Below are 14,188 nucleotides of genomic sequence, written 5' to 3' on the forward strand. Positions count from 1 at the left end.
TGAGATCCTGCCTTTCCATTCGCGTTCATTCGCGTCTATTCGCGGTAACTTCCGTGTCTTCCGTGATTTCCGTGGTTAAGCTCTTCCGGTTTCCCCTCCCCACAGTCTTTGCGTGAAATTTCCCCCATTTGTGCATGTTCGCGTTCATTCGTGGTTCATAATGTCTCTTGAAGCCTTGACGGCCTTTTCCCCATTCGTGGTTCCATTCGAAGACGAGGTGGTCCACCTGGCCGGTGGGGCTGATGATGAGTTCAGCGGCGGTGGCGTGGAACTCTTCTTCAGCGTCCATGGTGTCGCCAGATGCTGGAAAGCGGCTCTTTCTGGCCGGGTGCAATGCTTCCGGCTTTCATGGCTGCAGCGTGTGCCGCTATGGGTGTTGCCGATAGTGCTGTGGGGCTGGTAAGATGGCGCAACTGGCGGCGTATTGAAGACGGGCTGGTCTGAATTTCTTTTCCGGGAGTGCCCATGAGCACTATGCATGTCGAAACCTTTCTCAATGATCTGCAAAACCACAGCGAATCGCAGTACGCGCTTGTGAGGGCGTTGCGAGAAACGGTGCTGGCGGTTTGCCAGGGGAGTGGCGAAGAGATGAAGTACGGGGGCATCCTTTTCAGCGGGGCTGAACCGTTCTGCGGTATTTTTGCCTATACGGGTCATGTTTCGCTGGAGTTCAGTCGGGGGGCGATGCTGCCCGATCCCCACGGCGTTCTGGAGGGTGGCGGCAAACTGCGTCGTCATATCAAACTGCGCGCGCTTCAGGATATTGCGGATCGGCATGTTGCTGAATATGTGCAGGCTGCCTTTGGGTTGCAGGGGTAAGCGCGATGGACCGGAGTACTTTGCCAACCACTGCTGGGTCGAATGCTGCCTGGGAAGCTCCTGCTGCGGGAGGGTCTTTCCTGCTGGGTGTTCTGAGTTCCCTTGCGCTGCTGTTGTATACGCTGTTTCTGGGAGCGTTCCTCTATGTCTTTATCCTGTTGCGCCTGATTCTGCCGCAAGGTCTGGCCAGGGGTGTGGCCAATCCCATGGTCGAGGCCACTGCGGGTTTGTGGGTGCGGGGTATTCTGTGGTGGCTGAACCATGTGTACCGGGTTCAGTGGGATATTCAGGGGTTGAGTCGCATTGGTCGGCGGGAGTGGTTTCTGATTAATGCCAATCACCAGAGCTGGGTGGATATTTTTGTGCTCTACGCCCTCTATCTGGGCAAGGTGCCGCTTTTGAAGTTTTTTATCAAACGGGAGCTCGCCTATCTGCCGATTGTGGGGCAGGCGTGGTGGGCGCTGGACTTTCCCTTTATGCGCCGTTACTCCCGTGAGTATCTGGCCCGGTATCCGGAAAAGGCCGGGAAGGATCTGGAGCAGACGCGCAGGGCCTGCGAGAAGTTTTCCCAGGTGCCCACCAGTGTGATGAACTTCCTGGAGGGTACCCGCTTCACCGAGCAGAAGCGCAGGCGCACACAGTCGCCTTTCCAGTACCTGCTGAAGCCTAAGGCCGGTGGTCTGGCCTTTGCGATTCAGTCCCTGGGGGATCGGTTCAGTGCTTTGACCAATGTGACCATTTACTATCCTGACGGGATTCCCACTTTCTGGGCGATGATGTGCGGTGCGTTTCGCCGCTGTGTGGTGCGCATTGATGAGAAGCCGATTCCGGCGCACTTCAGTCAGGGCGACTACGGGAGCGATCCTCTGTTGCGTCAGGAGATTCAGCAGTGGGTAACGGATATCTGGCAGGAGAAGGATGAGCAGCTGCGACAGCTGCATGAAGAGCATAGCCGGCGTCTACCGGCTGCAGGGGGGTGAACATGCGTCGCACAGATCGGCAGATTCACGATGGTGAAATGGTGGAGAGTATTCTGCGTCAGGCGCAGGTGTGTCACCTGGCCCTGGTGGATCGGGGGGCGCCCTATCTGGTCGCTCTGAACTATGGGTTCCACTTTCAAGAAAACCAGTTGACGCTGTATTTTCACTGTGCGCGGGATGGGCGCAAGCTTGATATTCTGCGGAGTAACGATTCAGGGTACTTTTTCATCGACACCGATCACCGTCTGGTGGAAGGGCAGAGCGCCTGTCAGTGGAGCATGAAATACCGCAGTGTTGCCGGTTCCGGGCGCGTTGAGACGGTTGATGACGAAGTCCTCAAGGTGGAGGGGTTGCTGCGCATTATGGAGCACCACTCTGGACGGACGGACTTCGAGTTTGACAGCCGGGTGCTGGAGCACGTGCTGGTGCTGCGTATGCGTGTGGATGCCTTCACGGCCAAGAGCAACCATCCGGCGTGAGGTCTGTTGCGCGGGTGGCTTTTCGCGCATCGTGTCTGCGCAGAATCTGCTCACCTGGGCAAAATTCAACCATTCAGTTGTTTTTTGCCGCCAGGTAACCTGTTGTCAATGAAGGGTTTTTGTTTTGGCATCCCATATGCAATACTCTCTGGCAACTCTCCTTCCTTCCATAGATCCCCCTTTCCTTCCCCTCTGCCCATTTGGCAGAGGGTTTTTTCTGTTATCTCTCAACGTTCGCATCTCCGACGGCACCGACCCTGATGCCATGCTGAAATGGCGGAAATGGTTCTGCGCTGACGGCGTCGCTTGAGTACGTTGCAGCAACGAGCGACTGCTCAAAAACGAAGAGATTTTCACACAAAGCCCACAAAGGCGCAAAGAAAGGCAAAGGGAAAAGCAGTTTCCACCGCGAATGAACGCGAATATACACGAATGGGGGGAAATTTCACGCAAAGACTGTGGGGAGGGGAAACCGGAAGAGCTTAACCACGGAAATCACGGAAGACACGGAAGTTACCGCGAATAAACGCGAATGGAGAGGCAGAAACAGGCCGTTCCCCCCTGAGCCCGTCCGGTGAGTGCGACGCCTGGCTGGCAAGACCCGAAGGGACACTCACAGGAAGTGAGTGGTTCGGCAGCACTGCAGGGAGGCAGTGTCTGCCGGATCTCCAGAACAGGCGAGCCAACGATCCGGAAGTACGGGTGTTCGGGGGGCGCGTTTTTCGTTCTTTTTGCGCGGTCAAAAAGGACAGTATCCGTACGCGTGGTAAACATCAGATCAATGACGCCTGAAACCAGGATGGCAAGATGCAAAACTCCAGTTATTTCCACAGCTCCTGTATGGGGGTTTCAGGTGAAAAGTGGTGGGCGATCTGGGCCTGCAGCAGCTCTGCTGTGGCCAGGGCATCGGTCAGGGCGTGGTGGGGGCGGTAGTGGGGCAGGTTGCAGCGAGCGCGACTGGCGGCCAGCCGTATGGAGACGGGTTTTCTGCCCAGCAGGCGGGCCAGCAGCCCCGGAGGTTTCTGGCGGTGCAGCCGCGCTTCCAGCTCCATGGTGTCGATGACGGGGAACTGGATGCCCTCGCCGATACGGGCTTTCAGGGCTGCGTCCAGGAAGCTGCGTTCAATTCCCCGGTGGTGGACGACCATGACATGGCCGGCCATGGCTTCCAGAAGTTCATCAAGGATTCGCGCCAGATCAGGAGCCGTGGCGACGTCGGAATGGGTGATGCCGTGCACGACGATGGACTGGCTTTCCAGCTGTACCCGTGGCTTGACAATCCAGTGACGCGCCTCGGCACAGCGGATGCGCTGCAGGCTCATGGGCACGAGGCCGATGCTGACAATGCCGTGGCGCTTCGGGTCAAAGCCTGTGGTTTCAAAGTCCAGGGCCAGCAGGGGCACCTGGGAGATGGGGGTGTCGCCATCCACCACCCCGGCGCCATAAAAGGCCTGAAGGCGCTGATCGCGAGCTTTCGCCGCCAGGGCGCGCAAACGGGTGGGCCAGTCGGGCGCGGTGGTCTCCACCTGATTGAGTTGTGGTTCCTCTTTGCGTGGCGAAGGCAGGTAGAACATGGGGTGCCCTTCAGTTGACGCGACCGGGCTGGTAGCGGAATTTCAGGAATTTCTGGGCGTTGCTGAGAATCTGAAAGGCATCCTTGAGGTTCTTGCGCTCAAAGTCGGAGAGCTGTTCAGGAACAACACTGTTGTCGGGCTCCTCTGCTTCCTGAAGAGACAGTGCCTGGTGGCGGATGCGCACCATGGCGATGAATTCCAGGGCGTCACGCAGGTCGGGCCCGCGCCCGCTGGGCAGGATGCCGGCGTCTATGATGTCGCTGAGGCGCTCAAAGGAGTTGCGGGCCTGGGAACCGATTGCCAGGCTGTGCACCCGGATCAGGTCTGTCAGGGGAGCGGTACCACGCCGCTTGATATTGATGGAGTTGCTGTGCTTGCCATCCTGCTCCATGACAAAATCTTTAAAAAAGCCGAGGGGTGGGGTGCGTCCCAGGGCATTGCGGGCCATGCAGGCCAGGAAGCGGGAGCTGCGCCTGGCGCGGTGGGCGATCAGGTCGTTGAGCTGGTCGGCCCACTGGGTTTTCCCCCATACTCCCTCCAGGTCAAAGAATATGGAGCTGTTGAGCAGGAACTGGGGGGTGGGCTTGTCGATCCAGTCACGAAAACAGGCTTCCCACACCTGCAGGGGCTGACGCCACTGCCTGTTGGTGGCCATGATGCCGCCGGTGCAGTAGGTGTAGCCACAGGCAGCCAGCCCATCGCTGACAAAGGCGGCCAGCTTCTGGAAGTACTCGTCGTGCTGCTGCGGGTCGAAATGGTTGTCGAGGATCAGGGCGTTGTCCTGGTCGGTGACAATGGTCTGTTCGTCGCGGGCCATGGAGCCCAGCGCCAGGAAGCAGTAGGGCACTGGTGGTGGTCCCAGCTGTTCTTCGGCCAATTCCAGCAGCCGTTGCTTGAAGCTGCGGCCAATAACCGCCATGGCGCTGCCGATCATGCGGGAGTTGGCATCTTCGTTCACCATGCGCAGGAAGCAGGAGCGCACATCGGCACGCAAGGACTGCAGGCCTTCCACGTCGTTCTGGCGGAAGATGCTGCTGACCACAAAGAGGCTGTTCTGTGACTCATAGCGAATGATGTCGGATATGGCCACGACGCCGATGGGTCTGTGGTTTTTCAGCACCGGCAGGTGGTGGACGTTGTGGCGCAGCATCAGCAGCATCGCCTCAAAGACCAGTTGATTGTGTTCAACGGTGACCAGCTCTGTGGACATGATCTGCGCTACGGGTGTGCTGTAGTCCAGACCGGGCGTGACCAGGCGGTTGCGGATATCGCGATCGGTGATGATGCCCGCCATGGGGGAAGTGTTCTCGCGGTTTTCTGCCGTGTCATTCACGATCAGCAGCGAAGAGACCGACTCTTCGGACATCTTCTGACAGGCCTGCTGCGCGGTGGCCTGGACGCCGATAACCACCGGATCGCGCTGCACCAGGGTCAGTACCTTGGCCGTCATCAGCTCGTTGGCATCCTCCCGGCGCGAAACAGCCTGACGCAGGCGCGTGCGATCCTCAATTTCCACAAAGTCGGCAAAGAGTTCAAATTGTTCGAAGAGTTCGCTGAAAACCGGTTCCGGGATCAGGTAGATCAGGGAATCCTCAAGGGCAGTGGCGGGAAAGCGCACCCGGCGGTTGCGCAGCAGCCCGAACTCTCCAAAAATGCCCCCTTCACTGAGGCGGTTATAGAGTTCGCCATTGCGACGGAAAATTTCCACCGCGCCGCTGCGCACCACGTGCAGGGCATCAATCTCCTGGCCAAATTCCAGGATGGGTGTTCCCGCCTTGAAGTAGCTGATTTCCACCCTGCTGGCCACTCCAGCCAGAACCTCTTCGGGCAGATCCCGAAAGGGCTGGTGGGAACGCAGAAAATCCAGAATCTCCAGGTGTTCAACTTCCACGGTGTCCCCCACAAAAACGTCTGTTACGTACCGCGTGGCTCCGATGCCAGCCCTTTGACCAGAGAGACGCAGGCGATCAGCAGCAGAATCGTAAAGGGAAAGCCGGTGGACACCGCCATGGCCTGCAGAGCCACCAGACCACCACCTACCAGCAGCGCGATGGCTACCAGCCCTTCGAACGTGCACCAGAAAACGCGCTGGGGCGTGGGCGCGTCAATTTTTCCGCCTGCGGAAATCACATCAATGACCAGGGAACCGGAGTCTGAAGAGGTGATAAAGAAGACCACCACCAGGATAATTGCCACAAATGAAGTGATCTGGGCCAGAGGCAGCACATCCAGCATGGTGAAGAGCTGCAGGGGCAGGCCCGCCGATGCCACCGCTTCGTAACCCTGTTGTGCATACTGATGAATGGCTGTGCCTCCGAAAACACTCATCCAGAGTATGCAGGCTGTGGAAGGGATGATCAGCACGGAAATGAGAAATTCGCGCACCGTGCGCCCACGGGAGACCCTGGCAATGAACATTCCCACAAAGGGCGACCAGGAAATCCACCACGCCCAGTAGAAGGCCGTCCAGCCCTGGGAGAAGTTTGCGTCCTCGCGCCCGATGGGATTTGCCAGGGCCGGCAGATACTGGAAGTAGGCAACGATATTGGCGAAGAAGCCGCTCAGGATGAGCATGGTCGGGCCCACGATGATCACAAAGAGCAGCAGCAGAGTCGCCAGGGTCATATTAATCTGGGAGAGGCGCTTGACCCCGGCATCCAGCCCGGCCACAACCGAGACCAGCGCGATAGCCGTAATGCCGATAACCAGGAGCACCTGGGTTGTTACCCCTTCGGGGAGTCCAAACAGATAGTGCAGACCGGCACTGGCCTGGGAGGCTCCGAGGCCAAGGGATGTGGCCAGACCAAAAAGCGTGGCCAGAATTGCCAGAATATCAATCACATGGCCCGGCCAGCCCCACACCCGCTCGCCCAGCAGCGGGTAGAAAACCGAGCGCATGGTCAGGGGCAACCCCTTGTTGAAGGCGAACAGGGCCAGCCCCAGCGCCAGAACAGAATAAATTGCCCAGGGATGCAGCGCCCAGTGGTAAATAGTGGCCGCCATGCCCAGGCGCTGAGCCTCTGCCGCATCTCCGGCAGCCCCACCCAGGGGAGACCAGTCAGTGCGCACACCATTTTCCACCGAAGTGCCCCCAAAGGCTGTGGTGAAGTGGGAAATGGGTTCCGAAACCCCATAAAACATCAGGCCGATACCCATGCCCGCCGCGAAAAGCATCGAGAACCAGCCCAGATAAGAGTAATCAGGCTTGGCCTCAGTGCCGCCCAGGCGAACTTTTCCCAGGGGTGAGACGATGAGGAACAGGCAGAGCAGTACGAAAATATTGCCCGCGCTGATAAAAAACCAGTCGAGGTGAGCTGTCAGCCATCCGCGCAGACCGCTGAAAAGGGGCTCCACATGATTCTGAAATGCCAGAGTCAGCACCACGAAAGCGATAACCCCCAGACCGGAAATGGCAAAAACCCGGTTGTGAATATCCAGGCCGAATGGCCCCAGGTTGATGACCACATTGTCCTGGCCGACCTGGTAGTCCGTGTCGATGGGATTGACTTCGCCATCGGGCGCCATGGGATCTCGTTCATCTTGCATGCAGCGTACCTCCTGTGAAAAGTATGATATCTGCCCGCAGATGGGCAGTCAGAGCAGTGGAAGAAAGGAAAGTGTTTCTGCAAAAGAGGTTACGCGCAAATGGTCAAGGGGTCAAGCGTTTTTCCGCCAGCTGCAGGAAAAGAAAAGGGATAGGGTGAAGAAGATGACGCATGCGCAGGAGTCGGTTGGACATTGATGACGGCAGATTCGCCAGATACGTCGCAGCGGCGAGCGACTGCTCAAAAACGAAGAGATTTTCACACAAAGCCCACAAAGGCGCAAAGAAAGGCAAAGGGAAAAGCAGTTTCCACCGCGAATGAACACGAATATGCACGAATGGGGAAATTTCACGCAAAGACTGTGGGGAGGGGAAACCGGAAGAGCTTAACCACGGAAATCACGGAAGACACGGAAGTTACCGCGAATAGACGCGAATGGAAAGGCAGGATCTCACGCCCGTTCGCTGCGCTCACTCAAGTCGCGAAGACGCCAAGGAAAAGCAGCAACGAGCGACTGCTCAAAAACGAAGAGATTTTCACACAAAGCCCGCAAAGGCGCAAAGAAAGGCAAAGGGAAAAGCAGTTTCCACCGCGAATGAACACGAATAAACGCGAATGGGGGAGAAAACCATCAAGACAGGTTTCTCGCCAAGCCGCGAAGTCGCCAAGGAAAAGCAGCGACGAGCGACTGCTCAAAAACGAAGAGATTTTCACACAAAGCCCACAAAGGCGCAAAGAAAGGCAAAGGGAAAAGCAGTTTCCACCGCGAATGAACACGAATATGCACGAATGGGGAAATTTCACGCAAAGACTGTGGGGAGGGGAAACCGGAAGAGCTTTAACCACGGAAATCACGGAAGAAACAGAAGTTACCGCGAATAAACGCGAATAAACGCGAATGGAAAGGCAGGATCTCACGCCCGTTCGCTGCGCTCACTCAAGTCGTGAAGACGCAAAGAAAAATACAAGGTTAACTGATTTGGCTGCCCATCTTCTTTGCGTTCTCAGCGGCTTTGCGAGAGGAGATTGTCTTTTCTGAAAAGATAATTTTAAAGAAAGTGTCTTTCAGTACCTTAAAACACGCAGGCAATTGAAAAGTTCTCAGGTGCAAGGCGAGCAACGAGCCGGAAAAACGGGCGCTCGGGGGGCGCGTAACTTCAGTCGCAAGTTGAGTATTTTGTTGCAGATGCTATTTCCTGGCCGTAGCGCACGGGCTGATGCGCTGCCAGGTACAGCATCTATGCCAGTGAACCGCCGTTTGCAAGCGTCTCCCGTTCCTCGCGGTCCAGCAGATCAAGACTCAGACGGTTGCCGGAAAACTTCAGGGCCATGTCCGCAAATTCGGGATCGGGGTTATTTTCCGGGTCAGGGAAGCCCATGGATTTCAGGAAGTCGAAAATAGCTGTTATTGACCTCTCTTCCTGGGCAGGGTCAGGGTGCTCGTAATTGTGTGCGACAAATAAGAGGAATTTTGTGTATTGTAACGTTTCACTGACAAGGCTGCGAATGGTCTGATCACGGAAGACTGGTTCATCACTGTCGAGCATATCAAAGAGATTCACGGCTGCTTTTTCATCTCCCAATACTCGGGCAGTGTCACCGCTCATCACCAGGTAGAACGGATCGCGCTCACCATCTCCAAGGATTTCCTGTATTCTTTCGGCAATCAATTCCAGGTTCTGTTCAATCGTGCCAGCGATGTTTATGATCTGATTGCCACAAGGCATATCAATGCGCGCAGGCATTTTCTTTGCCGCGATTTCCGCGTCATAGCGTTCCAATGCTTCCAGACTCAGTTGAACATCGTCCTGACACTGCGCCCGCTGGGCCTGGATTTCCGGCGGAGAGTATGCCTGTCTTGCTGACGAGTAGCCGTGAAGGGGGGAGTAGATATTGATGCCGCTGATGATTGACATGGTGCGTCCTCCGAATGCAGGGTTGGTTTGCAGGCTTCACTTTTCGCACTGATGCAAACCTTGCAATTCACCTGCCATATTGATCGATGGAGTACATGTTGATGGTTGGGGCTGATGTGTGAATGATTGCTCGTTTTGCTGTAATGTTATTTGAGTGAGCAACTTAGCCTGCAGTGATTTTTCTCTTATTTTTGATTTTACATAGTCGAGCCTGCCGTTTGTTTCCGGCAGGCTCGACGAATGAAGCGCGAAAATTATTCTGCTCAGTTAATGTTTTCCGGCCAGAAGGTGTAGTAAACAGTGACGGAATTATTATTTACCACCGGCGGATTGTACAGCGGTGCGCCTTCCACGAGGGCATTAACCATATACACAAAAAGTGCGCCATTGCCCGCCATGAAATCATAGACACTCAGGTTTTGAAGTGTCCCCTGATGTGCTGGCAATGGTATCATGTACCATAGCCCATCCCAATAGTGTTGGAATGCCAGGTAAGCCTCAAAGTACCAATCCCAGTCGTTCAGGGTAGAGCTATAATGATAGTCGGCATGGCTTACCATAGCTTGAGGAGGCACATAGGTCAGGGGCATAAGGGGGCCAACAAAATACTGCTGTTTGGCTGTATAGACGGTAGTTCCTGACGAAGATCTGCTCCAATATCCTTGGACAGATGAGATGGACGCATCGCCGTCATTCTGTCTCAGGTTTTCCTGCTGCGCTCGCTCCAATGCCTCGATCAGGGCGGGATCCTCGATTCTGATGGGCTCGATGGGTGGTGGCTTCATCTCGCCGCCATGGGCGGTTGCGGCAAGGAACATGATGGTCAACAGGGTGAGAATCCAGGGAAACTTTTGCATAACTCTTCCTCCAGTGGTTTATGGTGAATAGATTTCGGCCTACCGGAAAGAATTTCTTTCCCTCCTCCTTTCTTTTCATTTTTCTGTGGTTAGTCAGTATTGATATAGTTTAGCTGAAATTATTTTAACTTCAACTACCCGAACGGGTACATTTGTCGGGTTAAGTTTAAAGGGCTGCTTTAGGGAGGTGTGTCCTTTGGACGTGACCAGTCAGGGTCCGCGGGCCAAATGGAAGCGGGAAAGGTATTTATCTCTTGTGAGGGCGCAAGGGAAGTAATGGGAAAGAATGCAAGAAGAGTCTTCCGCTCCGCGTGCTTCGCGTCTCAAGTGAGCGTAGCGAACGGGCGAGATATTGCCTTTTTCTGTGGCTGATTCTGTTGCCTTGGTGGCCTGTGTGAGACGGGCTTTTCCTCGTGCCTGCACCATGAGTGGTCAGGAACCGTAAAGAGTTGCTACTGGATGAGCCCGGCGCGGAGGGCCTTGGCTATGGCGTGGTGGCGATTCACGGCATCGAGTTTCTGATAGATGCGCTTCAGGTGGTATTTGACGGTGTCGCGAGAGATGGCGAGGATCATGGAGATTTCTTCTGTGGATTTTCCCTCGGCTGTCCAGAACAGGAGTTCGCGTTCGCGCTCACTGAGGTTTGTGTCTGGTATGTCCTGGCGGTGGGCAATGCGGACACTGGCGCTGTGGATCAGCGGGGCCAGCAGGGGGAGCACCCGGCATGCCAGGGAGGAAATTGCGTGGATCTGTTGTCTGGAGCCAGCCAGGCTGATGAGTGTGCGATTGCCTGCTCCGTAGCCGATACTGATGCCGTCGGTCAGTCCGTGGCGGCTGGCTTCCAGGAGTGCGGGATTCGGTGAGTGCCGGTTTTGTGTCTGGCTCCAGCGCAGAGGCTCAGGAGAGCGTCTGACCTGCTGAAAGACGGGGTCGGTACGCCAGAGTTTCCTGACGACATAGGTTTCCAGCCATGGCTCAGGGCACTGATGCTGAACCAGCGTCTGAAACAGGGGTTGCTCTTCCTGGAATTCCACCAGGCAGATGATGGCGCAGGTAAAATCCAGGCAGTTTCCCAGAGTACTCAGCAGTGAGTGCATGCTGTCCTGGTCTTCTATGTTCAGGGCCTGTTGGATGGCCGTGCAGGCCAGCAGCAGGTCACTTCTGGAAAGTTCGCGGAGGCTCATGGGGATTGTCTCCGGAGCGTTCAGCTCTCAGGAGGCTATTGCCCTCCTCTGGCTGTAAATTGCGCTCAATTTCTGCTTTCCTGCTGGCTGCGCGGTATTTGAGTGCAGCAAGCAGAATTTTGTCAGATCGGCTGATACTCCCGCTCGTACAGCTCGAAGTAGCGCATCTCGTCATAGAGCAATTCGATATTATCTGCCAGAAAGTGCTCATCGCTGAAAACTTTCCACTTGTGTTCATTTCCGCCAAAAAAACCAATCTGTGACATTTTGGCAATCATGGCCTCCCGCACATCGTGGTAGTCGCTGGGGTCGAAGAACTCCCAGGGGGCGGATTTGACAGCCATCCAGAAAGCATTGCCTATCTGCTGGCTGTCGCCGGACTCCAGGGCGTTGTTCATACGGTGCAGGATGGCCGGGTTCACCTGGTCCATGGTCTTGTGCTCCTGGGAGCCCAATCTGAACTCACCCTCCAATAAGTTCTCCACTGCATAGGGAGACAGGGACTGCTTGTCGAGCACGTAGCTTCCGCTGCTGTCACGGACAAAGTTTCCCTCACCGTCGGTCAGGAACTTATAGTCCCAGAATTCCTGGGGGGTGGCGAAGTGCTTTTCCGGGGTGGTGCTGAATGCCCGCACGCCCCCTTGAATGCTTTTAAAGAGGCGTTGCCGGTCGCTGTCGGGATCGGGTTCATAGAGAAAGTGGTCGTAGTATTCCATCAGGTCTTCGGGGGTGAGGGCCGCCAGCATCTTCTCATCAATATCCAGGTTACGCGCCAGACGCTTCAATTCCACCTGCTGCAGGGATTCCATGCGCTCCCTGGCTTCCGCCAGGATTTCCGGGTCGATGTTCAGGGGGTTGTTCTGCCCTTTGGCATGGGCGTGGGCCTGTATCATGCTCTGTTCCATGAGGTTCATGCGCTTTGCCTGGCGCAGGGCCTGCTGGCTGAAGGAGGCACTATCTGCGCCGATGCGTTCCACGGCGTTGCCCGTGCGCAGGCTGGCGTTCAGGCTCATGGTGGCAGGGGTTTTGGGAGTGGAAAAGAGGTTGGGCAGAATTGCCGACAGGATACCGGCGGAAGCTTTCTGTATGCCGTCCATGGCGTTACTCCTTGCTGTTCCTGGTTACCGGGAGGAGATATTTACTGCAACATTCATAACTCTAATTATTTTCCCTGAAAAATCAACTACCTGTTTGGGTAACGCGCTCGTAACTTTGCCCTGCTGGCCATGTGTGCGCTTTGGGAGATATTCTGAGCTTGCTCTTTTCAAGGGCGATGTTGAGGGGGTGGAGGATTGCAGGGCAGATTTCGGAAGACTACCTGGAAGGGCAGCTAAGGTCTCCGGTGGGGAAAAGAGGTTGGCCGGAACTGCCGGCAGGATACCGGCGAAGGCTTTTCAGCAGCCTGTCAAGGCAGGTTTCTCGCCAAGCCGCGAAGTCGCCAAGGAAAAGCAGCAACACACGACTGCTCAAAAACGAAGAGATTTTCACACAAAGCCCACAAAGGCGCAAAGAAAGGCAAAGGGAAAAGCAGTTTCCACCGCGAATGAACACGAATATGCACGAATGGGGATATTTCACGCAAAGACTGTGGGGAGGGGAAACCGGAAGAGCTTAACCACGGAAATCACGGAAGACGCGGAAGTTACCGCGAATAGACGCGAATGGAAAGGCAGGATCTCACGCCCGTTCGCTGCGCTCACTCAAGTCGCGAAGACGCAGAGAAAAATACAAGTTTAACTGATTTGGCTGCCCATCTTCTTTGCGTTCTCAGCGGCTTTGCGAGAGGAGATTGTCTTTTCTGAAAAGATAATTTTAAAGAAAGTGTCTTTCAATACCTCAAAACACACAGGCAATTGAAAAGTTCTCAGGTGCAAGGCGCAGGCAAGGTGAGGTACGGGCTGAAACAGACCCTCGAAAATATCCAGGATCGGACAAGATGCCATAAAAAACTTGACTGGAATAAACCAGGAGTGAGGCGTACTTCCTGTACGTCGCAGTGACGAGCGATGCCCTGCAACGCAGCAGATTGGCCTCTTTGAGCAGCCTGCTGCCGGATCTCCAGAACAGGTGAGCAAACGATCCGGATAAACGGGCGTTCGGGGGGCGCGTTTTTGCGACCTTTTTGCGCGGTCAAAAAGTGCGTAATTTGAATCATGGCATGATTTTGACGCTAACTGATATGAAAAGTATAAAAATAAAAAGCCGGGGTGCAATCTGCACCCCGGCTTTGTGTCTGTTACAGCACCATGGCCTGATAGCCAAGTTCGAAGGCTTCGGTGTTGATGCCGATGGTTGCCTTGGGTACTTTTTCCTTGATGACTTCAATCCACAGGGATTTGTCGTAGTCGGGCAGCATGCGTGCCAGGGCTCCCACCAGCACGATATTAGCGGCTTTGGCGGTTCCGGCTTTCACGGCCAGTCCTGAGGCGTCCAGGCGGAAGCAGGCGTTGAAGTTTTCATCCAGAAAAGCGTCCAGCCCCTGGGGGTATTTGTCCAGGCCCACGTTGACGTTGGTGGGGAAGATTTCGGTGTCGTTGACGACGCAGACGGTCTTCTTCGATACCAGGCTCTGCCAGCGCAGGGTTTCCATCTTCTCGAAGGAGAGCAGGAAGTCGGCTTCGCCTTCGCGGATCAAAGGAGAGTGCACTTCCTTGCCGATGCGCACGTGGCTGACTACGGAGCCGCCGCGCTGGGCCATGCCGTGGACTTCGCTTTTTTTGACGTCCAGTCCCTTGCGCAGGGCCACTTCGCTGAGAATCTCACTGGTGAGCAGGATGCCTTGTCCGCCCACACCGGCCAGCAGTATATTTACGACTTTTTCTGACATGGGTTCC

General features: G+C 55.5%; 14 protein-coding genes. 6 read left to right on the forward strand and 8 right to left on the reverse strand.

What is annotated here, in order from left to right; translation table 11 throughout:
* The first annotated feature begins 160 nt into the window (after nt 1-160).
* From SELIN_RS15070 to SELIN_RS03390, 4 genes are all read left to right on the forward strand, one after another.
* Entirely contained in the window at nt 161-403 is a 243-nt protein-coding gene (locus tag SELIN_RS15070; RefSeq protein ID WP_156788013.1) for a hypothetical protein, read from the forward strand.
* A 62-nt stretch (nt 404-465) separates the two neighbouring features.
* Entirely contained in the window at nt 466-819 is a 354-nt protein-coding gene (locus SELIN_RS03380) for a DUF1801 domain-containing protein (protein WP_013505300.1), read from the forward strand.
* 20 nt (nt 820-839) lie between these two features.
* A complete protein-coding gene (locus SELIN_RS03385; RefSeq protein WP_198007117.1) occupies nt 840-1,799 on the forward strand; it encodes an acyltransferase in 960 nt (319 codons plus the stop codon).
* A 2-nt stretch (nt 1,800-1,801) separates the two neighbouring features.
* Nucleotides 1,802-2,278 (forward strand): pyridoxamine 5'-phosphate oxidase family protein, encoded by a 477-nt coding sequence (locus SELIN_RS03390; protein WP_013505302.1) that lies wholly within the window; start codon nt 1,802-1,804, stop codon nt 2,276-2,278.
* 821 nt (nt 2,279-3,099) lie between these two features.
* Here SELIN_RS03390 and SELIN_RS03395 read toward each other — a convergent pair.
* The 3 genes from SELIN_RS03395 to SELIN_RS03405 are packed head-to-tail and all read right to left on the reverse strand — an operon-like array spanning nt 3,100 to nt 7,398.
* Nucleotides 3,100-3,852 (reverse strand): 3'-5' exonuclease, encoded by a 753-nt coding sequence (locus SELIN_RS03395; RefSeq protein ID WP_013505303.1) that lies wholly within the window; start codon nt 3,850-3,852, stop codon nt 3,100-3,102.
* 10 nt (nt 3,853-3,862) lie between these two features.
* Entirely contained in the window at nt 3,863-5,743 is a 1,881-nt protein-coding gene (locus tag SELIN_RS03400; protein WP_013505304.1) for a DUF294 nucleotidyltransferase-like domain-containing protein, read from the reverse strand.
* A 23-nt stretch (nt 5,744-5,766) separates the two neighbouring features.
* The gene (locus SELIN_RS03405) at nt 5,767-7,398 is read right to left on the reverse strand and encodes a BCCT family transporter (RefSeq protein WP_013505305.1); all 1,632 of its coding nucleotides are present in this window, start codon (nt 7,396-7,398) and stop codon (nt 5,767-5,769) included.
* A 192-nt stretch (nt 7,399-7,590) separates the two neighbouring features.
* Here SELIN_RS03405 and SELIN_RS03415 point away from each other — a divergent pair, with 192 nt between their 5' ends.
* Nucleotides 7,591-8,289, forward strand: a complete 699-nt coding sequence (locus SELIN_RS03415) for a hypothetical protein (protein WP_156788014.1) — start codon at nt 7,591-7,593, stop codon at nt 8,287-8,289.
* Nucleotides 8,290-8,635: 346 nt separating this feature from the next.
* Here SELIN_RS03415 and SELIN_RS03420 read toward each other — a convergent pair whose 3' ends face one another.
* The 4 genes from SELIN_RS03420 to SELIN_RS03435 all read right to left on the reverse strand — a co-directional run bounded on the left by SELIN_RS03420 (nt 8,636) and on the right by SELIN_RS03435 (nt 12,451).
* Nucleotides 8,636-9,313: a hypothetical protein gene (locus SELIN_RS03420; protein WP_013505307.1), complete on the reverse strand. Its 678-nt coding sequence runs from the start codon at nt 9,311-9,313 to the stop codon at nt 8,636-8,638.
* 263 nt (nt 9,314-9,576) lie between these two features.
* Nucleotides 9,577-10,170, reverse strand: coding sequence for a hypothetical protein (locus SELIN_RS03425; protein WP_013505308.1), 594 nt, complete (start codon nt 10,168-10,170; stop codon nt 9,577-9,579).
* A 452-nt stretch (nt 10,171-10,622) separates the two neighbouring features.
* Nucleotides 10,623-11,354 carry a LuxR C-terminal-related transcriptional regulator gene (locus tag SELIN_RS13770; protein ID WP_013505309.1) on the reverse strand — a complete coding sequence of 244 codons (732 nt, stop codon included), beginning with the start codon at nt 11,352-11,354 and terminating at the stop codon, nt 10,623-10,625.
* Nucleotides 11,355-11,476: 122 nt separating this feature from the next.
* Nucleotides 11,477-12,451 carry a hypothetical protein gene (locus SELIN_RS03435; protein WP_013505310.1) on the reverse strand — a complete coding sequence of 325 codons (975 nt, stop codon included), beginning with the start codon at nt 12,449-12,451 and terminating at the stop codon, nt 11,477-11,479.
* Between SELIN_RS03435 and SELIN_RS03440 the strand changes: the two genes are divergently transcribed.
* Nucleotides 12,441-13,091 (forward strand): hypothetical protein, encoded by a 651-nt coding sequence (locus tag SELIN_RS03440; protein ID WP_156788015.1) that lies wholly within the window; start codon nt 12,441-12,443, stop codon nt 13,089-13,091. The two genes, SELIN_RS03435 and SELIN_RS03440, sit on opposite strands and share 11 nt — an antisense overlap.
* A 499-nt stretch (nt 13,092-13,590) precedes the next feature.
* On the opposite strand, the gene SELIN_RS03450 is transcribed toward SELIN_RS03440, so the two are convergent.
* Nucleotides 13,591-14,181 (reverse strand): indolepyruvate oxidoreductase subunit beta, encoded by a 591-nt coding sequence (locus SELIN_RS03450; RefSeq protein ID WP_013505311.1) that lies wholly within the window; start codon nt 14,179-14,181, stop codon nt 13,591-13,593.
* Nucleotides 14,182-14,188 lie beyond the last annotated feature (7 nt).

The organism is Desulfurispirillum indicum S5, from assembly GCF_000177635.2.
Taxonomy (GTDB): Bacteria; Chrysiogenota; Chrysiogenetes; order Chrysiogenales; family Chrysiogenaceae; genus Desulfurispirillum; species Desulfurispirillum indicum.